The sequence below is a fragment of the Leptospira dzoumogneensis genome (assembly GCF_004770895.1).
In the GTDB taxonomy this organism is placed as follows: domain Bacteria; phylum Spirochaetota; class Leptospiria; order Leptospirales; family Leptospiraceae; genus Leptospira_B; species Leptospira_B dzoumogneensis.
The window spans coordinates 34,797-56,201 of the sequence record NZ_RQHS01000024.1 but is presented as its reverse complement, the minus strand read 5'-3'; the positions used below and the strand labels follow the sequence as shown (position 1 = coordinate 56,201).

Sequence of the window (21,405 nt, the reverse complement as noted above, 5' to 3'; positions counted from 1 at the left end):
GTTAGGATTTAAGAAGCGGATACGATAGCAAGCAAAGTTCGTCTCAGTACCAATTAAGGAGAGATCACGAATCGGATCGGATTTCCTTTTCTTTCTTCCAGATCCTGTAGACTTTGGTTGATGTCCTCTAATTTTCTCACATCCGTAATCGATCTGCTAAGATTCAATTTTCCCTGCACATATAGATCTATCAATTCAGGGATGGCCCTTCTGTCCGAACCATAAGAACCCGCAACAGTGATCTGTTTTTCAATAATGGAGAATGGGATGGAAAACTTTAAGGGCTCTCTTCCTATTCCTACGAGCACCATTCTTCCTCCAGGATTCATTGCACGAAGTGACTCTTCTATATTTGTCATTCTTCCTGAAAAGTCTGCGAGAAGGTCCACTCCACCTTTGCAAATTTCCTTTAAGGTTTTACCCGGATTTTTTATTTCTCTTAGATTTACCACTTCGTCTGCACCGTAAGCGCTAGCGTTTTCTAGTGCTCCTCTATCCACATCCAAGGCGATCACTTTACCCTTGGTCAATGCTCTTGCGATCACTACTCCGTGAATTCCAAGTCCACCGCATCCGAAAACGGCAACATTATCTCCATCTTGGATCTTTCCTCTGAACTTGATCGCATTATAAGGAGTGGAAACCGCGTCCGCTAAGATAGCACCTTGTTCGAATGGAACCGAGTCAGGTAAAGGATATAGATAACGCTCTTCTACTATATTAAATTCTGCGAAACTACCTTCTCTATCGAAACCGAATACTCCGATCTCTTTGCAAAGATTTTCTCTTCCTGCCAGACAATGAGAACATACACCGCAGCTTGTTCCTGCAGCGATCACCACTCGATCACCCTTTTTGATACGAGTGACTTTTTCCCCTACTTCTTCCACCACACCGGAAGCTTCATGTCCAGGGATCTGAGGATAATGTTTACACTTTAAGGTTCCATGTAATACTAAATGTAGATCAGAACCGCAAATACCGCAGGCTTTGATCCTTACTTTAACTTGCTCTGGTCCAAGTTGAGGTATTGGAACCTCTTTGATGATCAAATTTCTTTTTCCGGATTCTAATACTGCGGCCTTCATTAGTCACTCCTCGACGTAAGTGAGATTATAAACCGGCAGGAATCGGTCAAGGGATTTGAAGAAGAATTTGGGCCTTCTTCCTTACAGTTCGGGAGCAAAACAAATACACTGTTCGTTAAGGCCTGATCTCGAATTTCGTCCTTGTTCGGTATCTTTAAGATTTTTCCATGGTACTATAAACAGATGACTGCGGAAGACATTTATAGACATATCAAGGCCAGCCAAAATGGACAAGACTGGCATCATAAAAATTGTTTCGGTTGCGGACCGGAAAATAAAAGAGGCTTACACGCTAGCTTTCCTTTTCATGAACCGAGTGGAGAAGTCCGTTTTACTTGGACCATAGATAAAGATTTCGAAGGAGCACCAGGTTATGCTCATGGAGGAGCGCTTGCCACTCTATTAGATGAGTCACAAGGTGTTTTATGTTTTCATTTAGGTCATTTTGTGATGACCGATCAATTGTACATGCGTTATTATAAAGCATGTCCTTTAGGAGAAGAGTTAGAAGTCCGCTGCTGGGTCACAATGGTCAGACGCAGAAGGCTTTATACAAAAGGAACTGTACATCTGAAAAAAACAGGAGAACTTCTTCTTTCCTCAAAGGCTCGCTGGTATGATATGCCCGACAGAGTATTCTCGAGAATGTTCCAAGGCACCGCATTTCCAGTGGATATCATTCTCAAAGTTCTGGAAGAGAACCAAAAAAGAGGAAAAGAGATCAGGAAACGACTGAAAAAAGAGAAACTGAGATCCGAGTAAGTTTATTTTTTGCTCGCATTAATCCGATTCAAGTTCGATCCTATGCTCCGTCAATCTTTGCATTAGGAGTGTAGAATGGAATCTTCTTGGCAGGTCTTTGCGATCGTTTCAGTAATTCTGTTTTTAAAATTACTTTCCACTTCCATCGTTCAGGGTTTGGTCCGGATAAAAACAAAAACATTCCGCTGGAAAGAAGATGCAGAATTTTTCACAAATTCATTTCCGGCAACAGACGATCATACGATAGTCGCAACCGCAAACGGAGTATTCAGGAACGATTTGGAGAATATTCCAATTTTCTTATTCTTACTGATAGGATACATCCATACTTACAGCTGGCATGAGGGAACGATCATCTATTCCGGAATATTTATAGTGTCCAGGATACTTCATGCGATCTTTTATTTTCTTCATAAACAACCCTGGAGAAATATCGCATATGATTTGGGAATTTTGAGTATGCTACTTCTCTCCGGGCACATCATTCATTCCGTATTTTTCGCCTGATCGCCGGAATTCTTTGCAAAAATAAAAAGGATTTACTCCAAAAGGATTCCACCGAGAGTCTAATGATCATAACCCAAGTCATATCCGGATCTTTCCGGTCGGATCATAGGAGAATCATTTGATCGAATTATATACCGCAGGGACGCCTAACGGAAAAAAAGCTTCCATTATGCTGGAAGAATTAGGGATCCCTTATACAGTACATCCAATCGACTTCAGCAAATTAGAACAAAAAGAAGAATGGTATCTTAAAATCAACCCGAACGGCAGGATCCCTGCCATTATAGATAAAGATAATGGAGATTTTCCGGTTTTTGAATCGGGAGCGATCCTGATCTATCTCGCGGAAAAATACGGAAAATTTTTACCTAAAGATCCTAAAGAAAGATCCATCGCTATCCAATGGCTCATGTTCCAAATGGGTGGAGTGGGTCCAATGCAAGGACAAGCAAATCATTTCGTTAAGTTTGCGCCTGAAAAAATTCCTTACGCGATGAACCGTTATGTGGACGAAACAAAACGTCTATATTCAGTTCTGGAAAGACGTTTGAAAGAATCAGAATACCTTGCAGGAAGTGAGTTGAGTATTGCAGACATCGCAACCTGGCCTTGGGTAAAAGCCAGATCCTATATAGATCTTTCTTTGGATGATTATCCAAAACTTAAGGCATGGGAAGAAAAATTAGGAGCAAGACCCGCTTTCATCAAAGGAAGCGAAATCCCTAAAAAATCTTGATCACAAAAAAGCCGCTCCTTATAAAAGAGCGGCTTTTAAAATTTTTCCGCTAAAGGTAGATAAACCCTGAATGTAGTCTTTCCCGGAGAAGAATCGAAATCCATTTTTCCTTGGTGTCTTTCTACGATCTTTTTGCAAATATCCAGACCGAGTCCGCTTCCTTCTCCTTTTTCTTTTGTGGTAAAGAATGGTTCGAAAATTCTATCTTGGATCTCTTTCGGAACGCCGGGTCCGTCGTCAGTCACGGAAACGATCAGATAATTATCTTTGATCGAAGATTCCAGATCCAATCTACCCTGATAAGAAATGGCTTGGAATGCATTATTGATCAGGTTGGCCCAAACCTGGGTCAACTGATCTGCTTGTCCCTTTACGAGCGAGTTGTCCGCAAAATTCCTGCGGATCTCCACTCCTTGCTTTACCTTATTATAATATAGTGTAAGAACAAGATCCATCTGTTCCCTAATATCGATCAAACTGATACCTGTATGGTCCTGGTATACGTAGGTTTTTAAAGCTCGTATCACCCTGGCAGCCTTAGAAGCAGCCTCTCTTACTACATTACTGTATCTCAAAATCCCGGAGAGATTATAAGCGTTCGCAACTAAGGTAGGAAATTTGTCTTTATGAATGTCTCGGACTAGTTCCGGAATATCCTCTATTCTTATTCCTAATTCGGCTAAATTTTCGGACAAAAACTCGGAAGATGGGAATCCAAGATTTTGTAATGTTTCTCTAATGATTTTTCTATTTTTCCTTTCTTCGGAAGAATCATAGAAGTCGGGAAAAATACTTCCTTTTGTGAAAATTTTCTTCCAGGATTCTCTTTCTTGGGCATCCAGGTCCGCAAATTCGCAGAGTAATTTTTCCCAATCTTGGCGGAACACACTTTGGATCCCTTCGTTCGAAGAGATGATCGCACCTAAAGGAGTATTCACCTCATGAGCGATGCCTGCGATCAATTGTCCGAGTACGGCCATCTTTTCGGATTGTACTAATTGTGCCTGAGTAGATTTTAATTCATCTAATGCCGTGAGCAGATCTTTATTCGTATTTTCTAAATAAGTATTCGTTGCCTTCAGCTCTTCCGTTCTAAGAACTACTTTTTGTTCCAGATCCTCGTTTAGTTTTCGGATCTCCTCTTCCGCTTTTTTTCTCTCGGAAATATCTCTTACGATCGCTTGTAATAAGGCTTTTCCGTTCAGAGTTACGGAAGTTAAGGTCACTTCCGCATCAAAATTGGTTCTGTCCTTTCTACAATGCACCCAATCGAAAGTTTGGGGCTTACCCGCAAAGGCAGCCTGTATTTTTTCGAATGCTTTCCGAGAAGAAGGAAGACCATCCGGCTGCATCTCAGGAGAAAAATCCACAGGAGAAGCTCCTATAATATCTTCTCTTTTACAACCGAACATCTCTTCCGTTTTAGGATTACATTCTAAAAAGATCCGATCATCCATGAGGAAGATCGCCTCTCCCGCAGATTCGAATAATGTTTTAAATTTGACCTCGTGTTCTTCTAATGCTTCTTGAGCGATACGAATATCCGAAAGTGTGACAGCTAATTTTTCTTCCGTCTTTTTTCTTTCCGTAAGATCTTCGAAGATCAAGGTAACGCCGAAAATCCCTGAATCATCAAAGAGAGGATTCACTCTGATGCGGACCTGCAATAACAGCCCGCTAACCGTAGTATTATAAGGTCCTTCGTAATCGGAAGCTTCTCCGCTTAAACCCTTGCCGATCAACGAGGAAACTCTTGTGTCTTTTAAGTTGGAATAGGAAAGTCCGATGATCTTATCTCTTCCCGCTCTTAAGAAACGCAGAGAAGAATCGTTTGCTTCTATAATTTTGCCCTGCCTATCGAAGATCATGAGTCCGATAGGAGATTGTTCGAATATATCTCGATATACGTTGCCGCTCTTAGGTCCGTTCATAAGGATCCGGAAAAAAAATTTCGAAAGCTCGCACAACTCTGTACGGGCGATTTTTCACATCAACCTAATAATTAGGGCGAGGCAGGGAGGGTAACGTAGAATGTTGTACCTTCTTCCGAGCTGATAAATCGGATGGAACCTCCATGTTCTTCTGCCACATTTTTGCAAATATCCAGACCAAGTCCGGTTCCTTCTCCAGGAGATTTAGTAGTGAAGAATGGATCAAAAATCCTATCCTTGATCTCTGCCGGTACTCCAGTACCCGTGTCCTGGACTGAAATTTCCCAGAACTCATCTTTTCTTTCCGCATCCACGAATATTCTTCCTGAATAGTTCATGGCGTGTAATGCGTTTGTGATCAGATTAGTCCATATAAGGTATAATCTTTCCGGATCCCCCGACACGCTTGCGGATTCAGGGATATTTATATCCACAATCACCTTGTTTTTCATTTTAGAATAATATAATGTAATAATATTCTCTATCTGTTCTTTAGGAGAAACGGACTCTGAATGAGGTTTCCAGTCCCCTTCTCCCGAAGCATAACTTTTTAATGCCTGGATCACTCTGGAAGCTTTGATAGAAGCATCCAGGATGAGTTGGCTGGATCTGGAAATACTGGAAAGAGCGGATGCATTACTGACTATCATCCATCCTCTTTCTCCTTTTGGGATCTTCTCCGCTAATTCGGAAACCTGATCCGGAGAAATTCCCAGATCGGTCAAAGCATCCGCCATTACTAGAGAATTTTCGATCCCGAATTCTCTCAGAATGACTTCAGATCTTTTTCTTTTGGATCTTTCTTCCTTGGAATCGAAATCAGAGTTAACTGTGCCTCCATTCTTGAATAAGATCCCCCAAAATTCCCTTTCTTCCTTATTAAAACTGGAATAATCTTTTAGAAGTTTTTCCCAGGGTTCGCTTAGAATAGAACGTATACCTTCTGTAGAAGAGCGAATCGCGCCTAACGGAGTATTTAATTCGTGAGCGATCCCTGCCATCAATCTTCCTAAGACCGCCATTTTTTCGGATCGAACCAAGTTCTCCTGGGTTTTTTTGAGTTCGTCCATTGCCGATCTGAGTTTATCGTTTGCAGTCACCAAATACGTATTAGTTGATCTTAATTCTTCCGTTCTTTCCGCAACCGTAACTTCTAATTCTTTATTTGCATTCCGGATCACAAGTTCTGCGGTTGCTAAGTCCGCCACGAGTAAACTTTGTCTGAGACTCGCTATCACCACCATCACTCCCGCGGAAAACCAGATCACCAACCGAATGATCTCAGGAAGGCCCGGCAGAGTTAAGGAAAGGATGATTGCTGCAGAACAAACGATCACTTCTAATAAGGGAAGAATTCTTAAAAGCCCGCTTTCAGTTGCGGATTCTCTTTCTATCTCTCCGGAAGGATCGGGAGCCCAGGTCAAGGTTCCATATCCTAGAAGCAAGATACTTGCTGAAAATCCTGCGTTAGTTAAGGTCCCATCTTCCGGAACAACTATCAAAAAAATAGAATTCCATTGTAACCAACTGATCCCCATTCCTGCGAGCCCGATCACCAAACATAAAAAGGAAAAATCCGCCTTTAAACGTAAGGAAGGTTTCATTAAGACACCGATACAGGCAGCAGACAATGTGAATACAGGATAAACCGACAAGGTCAGTAACTGGAACCAAGGCCTATCTTCCTTTTTAGAAAGATATAATACTAGGGTTACCGCAAGGACTGCAATCGCAAGTCCTAGCGCATCCATCACCGCCACCTTCATTCTGTTAGATGGAACCCTATCTTTTAAGAATCGAGCGAAACCTACAGCGAAGAATGGCCCTAACCAAGGATAGAATAGATCGCTTGGTGCAGGAAAACTATAGAACTTGGAAATGGCCTGGATATCCCAAACCACTTGACCAATAAAATAAGAAAGAAGCCCTAGAAAAAACCAAAGCCTAAACCTTTTGGTTTCTCCTTCAGAGGATCTATAACCGAACCAAGCAGTGATCGTAGCGATCGCGATAGACGAAGTCCAATGTATATTATCGTAAATCCGTAATAATTCCGTTTCATCCGTGAAATATATGAGAAGAAAAAGTATTAGAACGAATATAGATCCCAAGTATATAGATAGAAATCCTAAACTTCTATCCTTTGAGGAACGAATTTCTAGTGTGGATACCAAGGAATTCATGCGGATCAGCGGGGCAGAATCCTACACCTTCGAACATCTAAGTCCACACTTTTTTATTTCCAAAAGATACAACCCGCTGTTGTAGTTCCTACAAACGAATTACAAAGAAGATGGAATAGATCCATCTATATTGGAACAAGTTTGTATTTAATAGAGTGTTCTATCACTCTTAGTCGGAATATGAGGAAGGAAGTTTAAACTCACGGGTATATATCTGCCTCTTACCCAACGGAACATACTTACGGAACTATTCCAGATCCAAGGCATCCAAGTAAAAACATCTTCGTCTTGTCTAAGCATCTTCTTCAAAGTCAAAGAGATCGGCGTGCCTGAAGTAAAAATAAAAAGTTTTTCCGCATCGGAAGGCTGGAAATATGTATCGCAGGCAAGATCCACTCTGGATTGAAAGTTTGCGAAAGTTTCTATTCCTTCGGGGGTAAAATCCCCTTTTCTCCAGACGGATAAGATCTCTTCCGTCAGTTTAAAGAACAGAGCGGCGGATCTAACTCCACCTTTTAATCTAACTTTAGAAAATTGTAATAAGGATCTTTGGAATTCTGGTTTTGTTCCGGAAAGATGTTCCGCATACTTCTTCCATAACTCGGAAGGAAATTCATTCCAGTTCGGATCGAATGAATGAAAATCGGATCCTGTTTTGAGATCGGAACGTATAGAACCGATCCCTTTCATAAAAAATTCCGCGGTTTCCTTATGCCTTCTCATTGTCCCGGAGATGATCTTATCCGGAAAATCCCCATTAGAAGCCATATACTTTCCAAGGGCAAAAGCTTGTTCCTTTCCCTTATCGGTCAATAGATCGTAATCTTCTCCAGTGGAGTTCGCCTGTCCGTGGCGAATCAGATATATTACGGACATACTAGGATTCCGTAGTGAATCTTGGATTTACGATCTCTACTTTTTCGATAACGGATTCCTTTATATGTTTCCAGTATTCCGTATCTTCCAAAGATTTTTTTTCCCTTCGGATAATATCTCTCAGTTCTTCGTTCCAAGAAGAAGTCAGATTTTTCTTTTCATTCCAGGTTTTAGGAAACTCCGATTTTTTTTTGAGTAAAGAAGAAAGTCTGGTAAGTTCTTTGTCCAATAATTCTTCTCCGGAACGTATTTCTCTGGAGATCACTCCCAGCATATTCCAACTCACTAATGTTTTATACGCGAGAAGGTCCTTATCCCTGAACTCAGGTAGGACTTCCTTCATTAGAAAATCCTGAATTGCTTCCAATAATTCCGTGGCGCTTGGTTTATCCTGCATGATGATTTCCTTATTTTACGGACTCTTCTATGAGTCTCATTGCCTCGTATTCCATCTCACAGGCCCTTCTTCCTATGGACGCGAGTTCTATTCCTTTATCTTTTCCGGAAAGATGGCGTTCTGCTTGGCCGATACAACCGATTGCCCAACGAAGATTTCCCATCACTTCCCAGTATCTGATCTTGATAGGATCTAGTTTTACACCGGAGGCCTTTTCGTAGATCTCATAGAACTCGGAACGATCCGCAAAGCCGCCTGCTTCTTTATTCAGTTTTCCGAATCTCCAATCCCTCATACATAACCAAGTCAGATCTTCGTGACGATCGCCCCAATGTGCGAATTCCCAATCCACAATTCCTTGCAGACCTTCCGAATTCACCATGAAGTTCCCCGTTCTAAAATCTCCGTGGATGAGAACAACAGAATCGCTTTCAGGAGCATTCTTCTCTAACCAATTCAAAATGATTTCCATGGCCGGGTAAGCTCCATCCATGGATCCCAATTGAGAACGTAACGCTTGGACGGAACCTTGAGCCACCGTTTTGCCGCTCACATGTTGTCCAAGATTCAGAACTTCTTTTAGTTTTTCATCCTTACACTTCTCAGGTGTGACTGAATGGATACTTGCAAGATTTTCCGCAAGCTCTTGTGTGATCTGTTTACGGACCTTGTTTAAACTTGGATCTTTTACTACGAATCTTCCGGTCGCCTTACCTTGGATCCTTTTCATAAAGTAGAATGGATTACCGGTGACCGAGTTATCGGACTCCAGCCAAAACGGTTCGGGAGTTTTAACTCCCGCTTCGAAAGCCATTCTACAAACTTTAAACTCATCTATCCTAGACAAAGAAGCGAGTAAAGCTGCTCCTTTATCAGTTCGATATACAGTTTGGTATTGGCCGGATTCAGGACCGCCATTCACCTTGATATCAGCGGAAAAATTTTCCTGGCAGGCTCCTCCCGAAAGAGAAACCATATTAGCGATTTCTACCGTTCCTTGGAGCCTTTTTCCTAAATATGATTCCAGCCTTTCCTTCAATTCGGAATCTTTCACGATCAGAAGTTCTCCTTTCCGGATATTAAATTCCTGCCGATCACCATCTTATGAGTTTCGGTAGGACCGTCTGCGATCCTCGCGGCCCTCGCATCTCTATAAAATAATTCTAATTTAAGATAGCGGCTGAAACCATGAGAACCGCAGATCTGAATGGCTCTGTCTATACATTTGTTCAATGTTTCACTCACCTGCCATTTAGCCAAAGAGACAGCTTGTCTTGCGTCTCCACCTTTACGAAGAATGTCGGCTGCTTTTAATGTAAGTAAAAAGCCGGACTCTATTTCCAATGAAGATTCCGCAAACATCCATTGGATACCTTGGTGATCCGATAATTTTCCGCCGAATAATTCCCTTTTGATCGCGTATTCTCTTGCGATCTCCATGGATCTTCTGGCAAGTCCTATCCATCTCATACAATGTGTAAGTCTTGCTGGTCCTAATCTTTCTTGGGAAAGTCTAAAACCTTCTCCGATTTTTCCGAGTACTTGGGACTCATGTACTTTTACGTTTTCAAATTTTAATTCGCAGTGACCGCCTGGACCGTGTGAACCTAAAACTCCTATTTCTTGCACCATTGTGTATCCTGGTGCATCAGTAGGAACTAGGAACATAGAAGTTCTTCTGAAACTATCATTTACCTTGGACATCACTATCAAGAAGGCAGCCCCATTTGCACCGGTGCAGTACCATTTATGACCGTTCAGAATATAATGGTCCCCGTCCTTCTCCGCGTTAGTCGAAAGAGTAGTAGGATCCGAGCCGGCACCAGGAGGAGGTTCGGTCATTGCAAACCCGGAGCGGATCTTTCCCTCCACAAGAGGATGATAATACTTCTTCTTTTGTTCTTCGTTCGCAGCTAAATGAAGAAGGTGCATATTCCCTTCGTCCGGAGCGTCGCAGTTACAAAGATAAGGAGCGATTGGAGAACGTCCCAACTCGCTGAATACAAGTGCAGTTCCGACTAAGTCCAAACCGAGTCCACCTTCCGACTTGGGAAGATGAGCGGTCCATAATCCTCTTTTTTTGGCTTCTTCTCTTAATTTTTGAACGATGGTCTCAGGCATTCTGCCATGATCGTAATCGTAATGATCTTCTGCGGGGATGGCGACCTCATCCACGAATGCCTTTGCTTTTGCTCTAATTCCGTCTAATTCTTTTGGTATGGATAAATCCATGATATATTCAATTTTCCTTATTTATTCTTTTATTAATTCAGGGGGAAGTTTGAACTTTCCGATCCTGTCGTTATGAAGACTTCCTAAATAGATATACTCCCCTTTTCTTTTCACGGAAGTGATCTCTTTTAGGTGTTTTCCCTTTGGCTCCTGGAAACTGGCTTCTACCACTCCGTTTTCGTCCAGAATGACTGCGAATCCGTAAGGTTGAGGTTTAGGCCAAAGGAATTTAGGCAGCTTAGCTACGATTGATTTTGTCCAAGGACGAGGATGTAAGATCTTATCCACCATATTATTACGAACGGTGAATAACGCTAGATAGAAATGACCTTTACGATCCGAGGAAATATTATCGGGAAATCCAGGGAGATTCTCCGCCCAGATCTCGCTTGTTCCAGCCTTAGGCCCTTTGATCCAATATCTATGGATCCTATATTTATAAGTTTCGTTTAATACTAGAAAATCTTCGTTTTTGGAAAGTGCCACTCCATTCGGGAAGAAAAGATCCTTCATTAAAGTAGTGGTCTTTTTTGTATGAGGGTCGTATTTTAATAAACGACCATGAGGAACTGACTCCATTAGATCGTATAAATATTCCGCGGAGCCGTACTTATCACTCGCATCCGAAAAATAGATCGTTCCATCTTTAGCAACGTCCAGATCGTCGGTGAATTTGAAAGGAACACCTTCCGATTCCGTGCTCAACACTTCTACCTTTCCATCTTTGCCGATCTTCAATAGGCCCTTGATCGCATCCGCAACTATGATGGAACCGTCTCCTAATAATTTCATTCCAAGAGGCCGTCCTCCCGTGAATGCGTGTGCCTTCATTTCTCCGTCTTTGGAAATAAGATACACTTTACCATCTTCACTCGCAGAGTAGATATTACCTTCGTCATCCGGTTCAATATCTTCCGGACCATGTATCTTTCCGAGTGCGATTAGTTCCGCGGATTCCAAAGCTTTGTTTTCTTGGAAGGCACCGATCAAACCAGTATCGACAGGTGGTTGGTAGGCGATTGGTTGAATAGGAGAAGGTTTGAGTGCAAAACCTATTATAAAAATGATAATGAACGCTGCAGAGAGCAGGAGGATTTTTTTCGTGTTCACGATTCCCTCCTTAGGGAAAACGAATGAGACGCTACTTACGAAGGTCGGGCAGTCAACGTAAAATTCTGAGGTTCCCGCCTTCTTACCAGAATAATTGATTGCGGCTCCCAACCAATCGCCGATATCGTACATGAGGACTGAAAACTTTTCCAGTCCGTTTTAGCATGAAGATCTCCGAAGATATGGTAAACAAACACGGTCTCCGCTTTAAGGAATCCGCTGTTATTTTCGATGAGAACGAACCTGCAGATCAAATGTATCTGATCCTTTCCGGAAAAGTGGGGATCCATAAAAAAGTAAAAGAAGCATTCAAACTTCTTATAGAACTGAAAGAAGGGGATATGTTCGGAGAGATGGCACTGGTGGATCGCAAACCCAGAAGTGCAAGAGCCATCGCAAAAACCGACGTATTATTATTCGCGATCACCGAGAGCGTGTTCTATAACCTAATCCAGACAAACCCTTCTTTCTCTTTAAAGATGGTAAAAATGCTTTCTTCCAGATTAAGAGAGACCAACCAAACCATAGCGAGTCTTTTAAAAGGAGACAGAAAGAATATTGTAACTTCTGCGCTCATCACTTTCGCACAAACGAGAGGAGAGCAGGAAGACGGACAATACAAAGTACATTTGGCGGCATTTATGAAATGGGCCATCTTAAGAGTCGGATTAGAACATGCGGATCTGGTATCCGCGATCAATCTTTTGGTAAAAGATAAGATGGTCGAACAACCTAAAAACGATCCCAGCCATATATTGATACGGGAAACGTTTTTTAAATACACATTGGACCAGTAATTCTTGGCTGAACAAACCTCACCGGCCAAACAAAGCAGGCTGGATTATTTAGACAATCTCAGATCCTTCGCATTATTATTAGGATTAGCATTCCATGTGGCGATCGTATATGCCGCGATCATAATGTATCCATTAAGAAATAATGATAGATCCATAGCTTTCGATGTTTTCGGAGAATGGGTGCATCTTTTCAGAATGCCTATGTTCTTTGTACTTTCCGGTTATTTTACGGAAAGGATCTATCTTTCCAAGACATTAAAAGAATTCTTAAAGTTAAGAGCATTAAGGATCATTCTTCCTTTGATCCCTGGGGTCATATTATTTGCACCGATGCAATATTATGTAAAAGCATTACAAGAAGGTTACCAAGGAAATTATTTCATTTTTTTATGGGAAGAATTTTTACTAAAGAATCCGGCCCCTTCTCATCTTTGGTTCATATTATATTTAGCATTATATACATTCTTGTATCTGGGCATCCGCCCATTAGTCTATAGGATCGGCACATTCATACTCCCTTCTTCCAGATACGGAGAAGAAGTATCCGAAAATAGATCCAGCATAAAATGGGAAACATTATTGATCGCAGGTATTTGGTGTACTATCTGGACCTGCGGAATTAATTACTTTTTCCTAAAAGATGATAAATATCTGAACATAGAGCCGGTGCAGTTCATATATGATTTCAGCTTTTTCTTATTCGGAAGCTTTTTGATCGGAAAAGAAAGTACGATCCTAAAAGGAAAAACGGATCGTCTCGAGATCATTCTACTCGGATTTTTAGCTCTCGCATTTTTTGGAGCATTCTATTGGATCAGCACAATCGATCCATACTGGTCTTATTTCGGATATACCGGCTACACAAACAGAATACTTCATATTTTTCTAAAGTGTTTGGGCGGGTGGATCTGGATCGCATTTTTCATCCGGCTTTTCCAACTGTTCTTCAACAAAGCAGGAAAATTTAGTTCTTACTTAAGAGAATCCAGTCTGCCGGTTTATCTGATCCATCATCCTATTTCCCTTGGGATCGGATTTTTGGTAGTGAGCACAGGTCTTTCTATTTGGATAAAATTTTCACTTCATATCTTCTTCGTTTATGCTGTAACTTTTTTAGTGTATCATTTTATTATCCGAGATTCCAACTTCTGGCTGACTGTACTTGGAAATAAAGGGATCAGTTTTAAAAGAAATAAGTAAGCGCGATTTTTCATACTTCTCAAAAGCGCTTGACCATCTTTCTTCGGCTTCTACCTATAAAACTGCTCCAATCTAGTAATCCTACGAATAGAAATTTATTTACTTAGGGGTCATAATTTTCCTACAAAAAGGCAAGGAAATCATGAACCTCAATCGAAAAACTTGGATCTATATTCTTCTATTCTACACGATCGGACTGGTTGGCTGTTCAAAAGACAATAACAGTACCGATCCATTAATGTATTTGGTCGTACTCAATAGCCTTCCTGTTGCGGATATCGTATTTGAAAAAGGTTTTCCTGGCTCGGACAATACTCTTACTACAAATAATTTCACGGGCGTTGCCGGAGATTATACCATTACGATCGGAGGGCAATCCGCCACCGGGATCAATCTTCCCGGAGATGGAAGTTTAGAATTTATAATGCCTACTATTTCAGGGATTACCGAGAACACCACTCTTCCTATGGTGATCACCAAAAATGGAAATCCATTCCTATCTAAAACCGTAAGATACAGACCAATTATAGATATTACCCTGGGAGCACCGAATAGTTACGGCAGACTCGTAAGTGCTGCCGATCAAAACAGTTATCTCAGAATTACATTAGGAAGCACAGGAGACGTTCTTTTTAATATCTTCGGATATCTAGGAGCTAATCTAAATTTGTATTATTATAGCAGCCCGACCGGCTCCAAAACCACAATCGTAGAAAACGAGAAAGTAGGAGCTCAATTTAAAAAAACGAATCTTACCAGCGGAACTTATATTATAGAAGTTAAATATTCCAGCGGTGTATTTCCTGCAAGTTTCAGAACGAATATCGCAAACGGTCAAATCCAGGCGACTTTTGTTTCTAACCAAATGGACTACGCCAGATGTTATGATACCTTGGCAGGCGGAACCGTATACGTAGGGGCTTCAAATGATTGTAACGGCTTAAACGGAGGCACATTTACTCGCAGCGGAAGATGCACTTACCCAACGGACGGCGGAATTACGACCAGAAGTTATTATACCAGCGGAACTGGGTTTGGCGGTTTCGATCCTTGGTATGCGGAGACAACTTGCACCCAGCCGGGTTACGGGTCTTACAACGAATACGAAGCAATCTACGAGTTTAACTAAAAAGAAGTCCTTCATAATTTCATAATATTTCCGCGGGTTCGGAAAATTTTAAGGATTGCCATCGGTGCTATATTCTACAAAATCCGAGAAAATGTCCGTCCGAACCCGTCCTAAAATATTTTTGATAGACGATCATCCGATCGTTCGCTCCGGACTGGAATCCGAGATCAAAGCTTCCGGAGATTATGAATATTGCGGTTCTGCTTCTTCCATAAAAGAAGGCACCAAAATGATGAGCTTCACTAGACCGGACCTTCTGATCTGTGATGTTTCTCTCCAGGACGAGAACGGGATCAAAGAGCTGGATTCTATTCGTAAAAAATTCCCGGAAATAAAAATCGTATTTTTAACGATGCATAGGGATTGGTCCTATCTGCAGGATGCGATCTCCGCGGGCGCGGACGGGTACATTCTAAAAAGCGACTCCATGGAATCCATTATGGCTTCCATTAAAAAAGTATTAAATAGGGGCAAAGTTTTCCCCGGAGAGATCGCAAACTTCAGTTATGACGAGAAACATATTCGAGATATTGCGGAGATCGTCAAAAAGCTCACCAAAAGAGAAAGCCAGATCTTGAACTTTCTATCCAAGGGAAAATTAAATAGAGAGATCGCAGAAGAATTAAAACTGAGCGTTAGAACAGTGGAGGCACATAGAGCATCCATTTTCAAAAAATTAGAAGTGGATAATATGGTAGAATTGACCAGGATATTAGTCCAGCTCAAGTCCTTAGATCCGAACTAAGAACGAAGAAGTATCGTAAATCTGGTTCCCTTCCCTTCTTCCGAAGAAACAAGTATCTCTCCTCCATGAGCGGATACAATTTTACGAATGATAGAAAGTCCAAGTCCCGTTCCGTAAGGTTTTTTACTTCCGAATCCTGAATCGAAAATATATTTTTCCATATCCTTACTAAAACCTTCTCCATCATCTTCGAAGATCAGATAAACTACATTCTCCTCTTTTTCTATCCGAATAGAAAAGGTCCCTTTTTCATCGGTTGCCTCTGCCGCGTTTTTCGCCAAATTAAAGATCAACCTGCGGATACGAAGCGGGTCCAGACGAATATTTCCCTTTGCATTTATCTTAGAGATCAGTTTCATTTTAGTGGATTGGAAGAAAGTTCCGAGGTCCTCGAGAATTTCCTTAAAATAGGTTTTTATATCCACATTCTGTAGATCCAAAATGATCCTATTTTTAGAAAAATCTAATATATCTAGAGTAAGATTCGTCAGTGCGTCCACTTCCTTCTCCGCTTGAAAAAGAAGACCTGTTTTTGATTTGCCTTTTTGAGATCCTATATTTTTCAGATTTTGACGGATCATCGCAATTGGATGCCCTAGATCATGAACGATCTCTGCGGAAAGTTCTCCTATGATGGCAAGCTTCTCTCTATCTTGCCTCGCAATATTACGCACCGAGAACGCAAGTGCGTCCGCGATCCCCCTCACCCAGTCCACTTGAGAATCATCCGAATATCCTTCTAAAGGAAGATCGAAGATCAATTTGTAAAGTTGTTCATCTTGAGCCGAAACGATCAGTCTATTATTATGGACCAATGGTTCGGCAAGCGAAGAAGGTTCCAAGCCCAGAAGATCCTGCACATCATACTTATAAACTTCTACAGTTTCCAAATCTCCCCAGGAAGAGATAGAGTATCTTTTCCAAACGGAAGAATTCGGTTCTTCTAAATATACATAGACCGTTTGTTCTTTTCCATTTTCATGAAGCATCTTCAAAGCGGTGTCCGCAGCCTTATCATAAGAAGAAGACTGCATGATCTCCCTGGTAGAGAACACCAGAGATTTCATTTTAGTCCCCAATAGATCCGAACGTTTGAATGCCTCTGAGAAAATTTTAGATATTAAAATGGAATATCCGAGTATCAGTGCAACTTCTCCATATTGAATGAGATAGATACTTTTCCAAAATCCGAAAAAGAGCATAATATCATTTAAAGTACATAAGCTGATCGCTACATAGCCCGCGAATAGGATGGGTCCTCCTTCTATCTTTCTTTTCAAACCGTTTACAAGCAAAACGAACCACATAGGCATCGTGACTAAAGGCATATACAATGCGATCGGGAGAAGCGTAAGCGTATAATATGCATTCGGAAAAAATAATACGATAAATACCCCGATATAATAAGGAATACATATATATTGGCCGAATCTTTTCCAGAAATCGGTTTTACAGTATCTATATAAGAACGCATACAAGGTCGGTCCGGAAGCATATACGCTGATATATTCCAAACGATTCGGAAGTTCCCAGGAAATTTCCTGCAAAAATTCGTAGGCAAGCCTGGAATCACCATTTGTCAAAGAACGGATCATGATCAGAAAACAATGGAACGCGAATAATAAATGGGCTGATTCGTTCCTTCTGAAAAAATAAAAGAATACATTATAAAAAGACATTGTGGCCGCAATGAGAACCAAGGCCCATTCCAGGTCCCGGCGTTTCCTTACATCCTGCAGAATATTTTCCCATTCTCCTAACTGAATGGAATTCCAAACTCCTCCCCATCTGTTTTGAAAATTGGAAACATGAAATACCAACTCCAGATTTTCAGAATCCGGAATTAGAGAAATTTTTAACTCGTATTTTGCTCTCGCATCCGATTTGGACTTTCCGATAGATCCAACACTTGCTACCTTCTTTCCGTTTGCATAAAGTATATAAGAAGTTCCTAAGTCCGGGATCTTGAGAGCTAATGTTTGTTTTCTCTCTCCTAATTTCAACTTAAGTCGATAGGTGGCGAACCCATGACCTGCAGAATTCGGATCTTTAGAAAATTCTTCCGACCAAACGGAAGGAACGGTTACGAACTTTTTTCGGGATTTAAATTTTGGATCGGAGAAGTCACCTGGAGAAATAAATTCTTCCCAATAAAATTCCCATTCTCCATCCAAAGGAATGATCTTACCGTCTTGAAAAGAATGTTCACTTAAATCCAGAATTCCATTCTTCGCGGAAGAATGTTCCGAACCCGATCCGACAAGACCGCATTGAAAAAGAAAAGAAGAGATTAGGAGGGCAAAGAAGGTTGTTTTTCCGAATCTCACGCGGCAAATCTAAGGTGAATCTTAAAATCCGTAAATGCAAAACCTGTCTGTTATTCTAAAAATCCCTTGCCAGAGAATCTCGAATAAAAATCATGTCTCTTACCGGGCCTGTAGCTCAGCTGGTTAGAGCACACGCTTGATAAGCGTGGGGTCATAAGTTCAAATCTTATCAGGCCCAGGTAAAACGGTTTAGATAGAGTGGATAGTCGGACTTCCGACAAACTTCTAAACCGTGAAAGTTTCCACTCATCCCTGAAACAAGGGGCGTTAGCTCAGCTGGGAGAGCATCTGATTTGCATTCAGAAGGTCATCGGTTCGATCCCGATACGCTCCAATGTTCTTTATTCCCTTCCTGTGAAAAAAGCTGGATTTAAACTGATTCGAAGGAAGAATTCGGATCATGAAACTTTCCTTCTATAGATCCTTTCTAATTCCGGCGATTTCCTTAATATTCTTCAGCATCTCCTGCGACGATATACGACGTCTACTGGTAGCCAATGTGGATGATATGGCAAAATACAAAGCGGAAGGAAAAGAGTCCGGCTTAGTTGCAGTCTTCAATCAAAACGATGAAAAAAGAAAAAAGATAAAGATCGGTCTTACTACGGTAGGAAAAGGATTCGAACAACCGGTAGATTTGCTGATGATCCCGGGACCGGATATCTTCTTGGTAGCGGAGAAGACCGGAGCATTAAAATGGCTGGATCCAAAAGACGGAAGTTCAGGTATATTATTAAAACTTGATGGAATTTCCACGGACTCTGAACAAGGACTTCTGGGAGTAGTGCTCCATCCTGAATTTCCGGAAAAACCCCTTCTTTATCTTAACTATGTGGCAAAGAAGAACGGAGAGACTAGTAGAGTTTCAGAATGGACTATAGATCTTCCTAAGGACCCTAAAAAAGCAAAACTTTCCAAAGAAAGGATCTTGATGGAAGTCAAACAACCTTACGGAAATCATAACGCAGGACAATTGGCATTCGGAAAAGACGGTATGTTATATATCGCCTGGGGAGACGGGGGATGGATGGGAGATCCGAAAGGTAACGGGCAGAACCCTTCTACATTCTTAGGTTCCGTTTTGAGAATAGATGTAAACTCAAAAGATCCAGGCAAAGAATATTCGGTCCCAAAAGATAATCCTTTCTTAAAAGATCCTGCATTCAAACCGGAAACGTTCGCTTACGGTTTCAGAAACCCATGGAGATATTCTTTCGATCCTTCTGGAAGATTGATCATCGCGGATGTAGGCCAAGATCTATTCGAAGAAGTTGATATAGTAGAAGCAGGAAAAAATTACGGTTGGAACAAAATGGAAGCAACTCATTGTTTCGAACCTAAAACGGACTGTGACAAAAAAGGATTAACAGACCCGGTTTACGAATACGGTAGAGAAGACGGAAGTTCCATCACTGGAGGTTATGTAGTCACTAATGATAGGATCTCGGACCTGCATGGCAAATATGTATTCGGAGATTTTGTATCCGGGAGGATCTGGGCAATCGATCTTCCTAAAGACGGAAGTCCCGTAAAAGAAGCATACTCTTTAGGAAAATGGCCCGTATTAATTTCTAGTTTTGGAAAAGACGCAAGAGGTTCCGTTTATATAGCGGATTTTGGAGCAGGACAGATCCTAAGAATAGATCCGGGAAAATAATATAATTCCGGATCATTTTTAATTATAAAATCTTAATATCTGGAAGTGGAAAACTTCCAGATATCTATTTTGTTTCGGTTTTCTTTTACGAATTCCAGGCTTTTTCCCGGATTTGCAAATGTATATATGGGGATCTTATCACAATAAGAAATAGAAATTGGTTCTCCCAATTTTTGCCTCACGATCTTTTCATCCACACCGTCAATGATCGCAAATGTATAAGGTGGATTTTCTCTTTCGAACCAGTTTAAATTATTCTGCCAATAGAATAACATCAGATCGTAAAGATAATCATCAGGCTCTATTTTTTTTTTGGAAAAGATCCTCATCGGTCTTACATACCAAAAACTTGCGACTCCTCTTTTCCAATTATGTTGATCCGCAAATTCGTCTATACAAGAAACGTTTGCAGGATAATGAGCGAGGCCCAAACCTTTAGAATAGGAAGAATAGATCCCGATAAGGATCCCGAGAGAGAATAAAACACCCAGTACGAATTTTGCGGCCGGAATATCCGAAATTCTCAAAATAGAGACTATTCCAATCCCCAAAAACCCAAGAAGTATCTCTCCAAAATATCTATCTATTCCTTGGATGCCCGCTCTTCCCGTTAAACCGAAAATAAATCCATAGATTAAAAAAACGAAAGGAACTATAACCCCGAGAATCAAGAAAAGATATAAAGGTTTATTTGTATTCCCTCCTTCTTCTTTTCTAGTTAAAAATTTCAGGATGCCAAAAAGCAAAATGATCGGAACAAGATAGATCCAATTTTCTTTATATAAATAAGAGAATGAATTAAAGAAATGTTCCGATTGCCATGACGTTACAGCCTCCCCTATCTTTTTAGGTGCTGCAGTTCCCGGAAAGAATACGAAACTATTCTTACGCAAAATCTGAAAAAAAACTCTGGATGCTATAAGTCCTAAAAAAACAGGGAAGTAGGCGCATGCAATTTTCTGGATCCTATGAATAGATCTTTCTTTAAGCAGCCAATCTAAAAGATGTAAACCTAAAGCAGGGATCAGAAAATAAGGAATAAAAAGCAGATCGCTTAAGGAAAACAAGAACACCGTTCCGGCAGCAAAAATAAAATCCCGTTTGGAATTACTCTCTACCCATTGGTAAAAAAATCCCCAGGCCCAGCATAGAACGGCTAAATTCCCGCCATGAAATCCCGGTAAAAATACGAACAGATCTTGTTTAAATAAAATTAATATAATTCCGATCAAAAAGCCGAAGGATAGGACTAAACCCGCCTTTTCATAGGAAATTTTTTCTTTCGTCAACTTCTGCAAAAGGAATAAGATCCCAAACAAAAGAAAAGTCCATTGGAATGCAGAATAAGATAAATGGGTCAGCTCCCAAGCACCATTCTCCAGTGATAAAAAAATGGTTCTAAGTGCAAAATACTGCACTAAATCGGGAAAAAAATATAAGGCAGGGGTCCAGCCAAAACCCTTCAAAGATATTAAAAAGTTTGCTCCGGGTTTTAGAAAAAGTTCCTGGTAAATTATTGAAAAAAAAAGAGAATCAGAGTTATAAAAGGAATCAGCAAGTATTGGATCGACTGCCACTCTTCCTAAGGAGATGCAGAATCCCGCAAAGCCAAGTGCAGCGATCGTAAAAAAGAAATGTCGGTTTTTTGTATTGAGTCCCTGCAAAAAATCCACGTAAGCAGGAGTTTTCTTTTTAGATCAGAGCAGGCAAGCCGATTTCTAGATCTGT

At 40.9% G+C, this 21,405-nt stretch carries 18 protein-coding genes and 2 tRNA genes; 10 read left to right on the top strand and 10 right to left on the bottom strand.

Going from position 1 to position 21,405, the window contains the following annotated elements; genetic code table 11:
• Positions 1–53: 53 nt before the first annotated feature.
• Positions 54–1,088, bottom strand: a complete 1,035-nt coding sequence (locus EHR06_RS18250) for a zinc-binding dehydrogenase (protein WP_135758330.1) — start codon at positions 1,086–1,088, stop codon at positions 54–56.
• Between the two features lie 183 nt (positions 1,089–1,271).
• Here EHR06_RS18250 and EHR06_RS18245 point away from each other — a divergent pair, with 183 nt between their 5' ends.
• From EHR06_RS18245 to EHR06_RS18235, 3 genes are all read left to right on the top strand, one after another.
• Positions 1,272–1,850 (top strand): PaaI family thioesterase, encoded by a 579-nt coding sequence (locus EHR06_RS18245; RefSeq protein WP_135758329.1) that lies wholly within the window; start codon positions 1,272–1,274, stop codon positions 1,848–1,850.
• Between the two features lie 75 nt (positions 1,851–1,925).
• Positions 1,926–2,357 (top strand): MAPEG family protein, encoded by a 432-nt coding sequence (locus EHR06_RS18240; RefSeq protein ID WP_135758328.1) that lies wholly within the window; start codon positions 1,926–1,928, stop codon positions 2,355–2,357.
• A 118-nt stretch (positions 2,358–2,475) separates the two neighbouring features.
• On the top strand, positions 2,476–3,093 hold the full coding sequence (locus tag EHR06_RS18235; RefSeq protein ID WP_135758327.1) for a glutathione S-transferase family protein: 618 nt from the start codon (positions 2,476–2,478) through the stop codon (positions 3,091–3,093).
• 35 nt (positions 3,094–3,128) lie between these two features.
• Here the strand turns inward: EHR06_RS18235 and EHR06_RS18230 are convergent, their stop codons facing one another.
• The 7 genes from EHR06_RS18230 to EHR06_RS18200 form a co-directional block, all read right to left on the bottom strand.
• Positions 3,129–5,024, bottom strand: coding sequence for a sensor histidine kinase (locus tag EHR06_RS18230; protein WP_135758326.1), 1,896 nt, complete (start codon positions 5,022–5,024; stop codon positions 3,129–3,131).
• Between the two features lie 71 nt (positions 5,025–5,095).
• Complete coding sequence (locus EHR06_RS18225) at positions 5,096–7,135, bottom strand: sensor histidine kinase (RefSeq protein WP_244288659.1); 2,040 nt, start codon at positions 7,133–7,135, stop codon at positions 5,096–5,098.
• A gap of 219 nt (positions 7,136–7,354) precedes the next feature.
• Positions 7,355–8,083, bottom strand: coding sequence for a histidine phosphatase family protein (locus EHR06_RS18220; RefSeq protein WP_135758324.1), 729 nt, complete (start codon positions 8,081–8,083; stop codon positions 7,355–7,357).
• 1 nt (position 8,084) lies between these two features.
• Positions 8,085–8,480, bottom strand: coding sequence for a DUF6285 domain-containing protein (locus EHR06_RS18215; protein WP_135758323.1), 396 nt, complete (start codon positions 8,478–8,480; stop codon positions 8,085–8,087).
• A gap of 10 nt (positions 8,481–8,490) precedes the next feature.
• A complete protein-coding gene (locus EHR06_RS18210; protein WP_135758322.1) occupies positions 8,491–9,534 on the bottom strand; it encodes a phosphotransferase family protein in 1,044 nt (347 codons plus the stop codon).
• 2 nt (positions 9,535–9,536) lie between these two features.
• Positions 9,537–10,712, bottom strand: a complete 1,176-nt coding sequence (locus EHR06_RS18205; RefSeq protein ID WP_135758321.1) for an acyl-CoA dehydrogenase family protein — start codon at positions 10,710–10,712, stop codon at positions 9,537–9,539.
• 21 nt (positions 10,713–10,733) lie between these two features.
• Positions 10,734–11,954 (bottom strand): SMP-30/gluconolactonase/LRE family protein, encoded by a 1,221-nt coding sequence (locus tag EHR06_RS18200; protein ID WP_135758320.1) that lies wholly within the window; start codon positions 11,952–11,954, stop codon positions 10,734–10,736.
• A 32-nt stretch (positions 11,955–11,986) separates the two neighbouring features.
• On the opposite strand from EHR06_RS18200, the gene EHR06_RS18195 reads away from it, so the two are divergent.
• From EHR06_RS18195 to EHR06_RS18180, 4 genes are all read left to right on the top strand, one after another.
• Positions 11,987–12,619 carry a Crp/Fnr family transcriptional regulator gene (locus EHR06_RS18195; protein ID WP_135758319.1) on the top strand — a complete coding sequence of 211 codons (633 nt, stop codon included), beginning with the start codon at positions 11,987–11,989 and terminating at the stop codon, positions 12,617–12,619.
• Between the two features lie 3 nt (positions 12,620–12,622).
• Positions 12,623–13,819, top strand: coding sequence for an acyltransferase family protein (locus EHR06_RS18190; RefSeq protein WP_135758318.1), 1,197 nt, complete (start codon positions 12,623–12,625; stop codon positions 13,817–13,819).
• 142 nt (positions 13,820–13,961) lie between these two features.
• The gene (locus tag EHR06_RS18185; RefSeq protein ID WP_135758317.1) at positions 13,962–14,948 is read left to right on the top strand and encodes a hypothetical protein; all 987 of its coding nucleotides are present in this window, start codon (positions 13,962–13,964) and stop codon (positions 14,946–14,948) included.
• A gap of 91 nt (positions 14,949–15,039) precedes the next feature.
• Positions 15,040–15,693 carry a response regulator gene (locus EHR06_RS18180; protein ID WP_244288658.1) on the top strand — a complete coding sequence of 218 codons (654 nt, stop codon included), beginning with the start codon at positions 15,040–15,042 and terminating at the stop codon, positions 15,691–15,693.
• On the opposite strand, the gene EHR06_RS18175 is transcribed toward EHR06_RS18180, so the two are convergent.
• Complete coding sequence (locus EHR06_RS18175; protein ID WP_135758315.1) at positions 15,690–18,020, bottom strand: sensor histidine kinase; 2,331 nt, start codon at positions 18,018–18,020, stop codon at positions 15,690–15,692. The genes EHR06_RS18180 and EHR06_RS18175 overlap by 4 nt on opposite strands.
• A gap of 104 nt (positions 18,021–18,124) precedes the next feature.
• On the opposite strand from EHR06_RS18175, the gene EHR06_RS18170 reads away from it, so the two are divergent.
• The 3 genes from EHR06_RS18170 (at position 18,125) to EHR06_RS18160 (ending at position 19,677) form a co-directional block, all read left to right on the top strand.
• Positions 18,125–18,198 (top strand) — tRNA-Ile (locus tag EHR06_RS18170).
• Positions 18,199–18,281: 83 nt separating this feature from the next.
• Positions 18,282–18,354: transfer RNA gene (locus tag EHR06_RS18165), tRNA-Ala, on the top strand.
• A 66-nt stretch (positions 18,355–18,420) separates the two neighbouring features.
• Positions 18,421–19,677, top strand: coding sequence for a PQQ-dependent sugar dehydrogenase (locus EHR06_RS18160; RefSeq protein ID WP_135758314.1), 1,257 nt, complete (start codon positions 18,421–18,423; stop codon positions 19,675–19,677).
• Between the two features lie 32 nt (positions 19,678–19,709).
• On the opposite strand, the gene EHR06_RS18155 is transcribed toward EHR06_RS18160, so the two are convergent.
• Positions 19,710–21,350, bottom strand: coding sequence for a hypothetical protein (locus EHR06_RS18155; RefSeq protein WP_135758313.1), 1,641 nt, complete (start codon positions 21,348–21,350; stop codon positions 19,710–19,712).
• Positions 21,351–21,405: the final 55 nt, after the last annotated feature.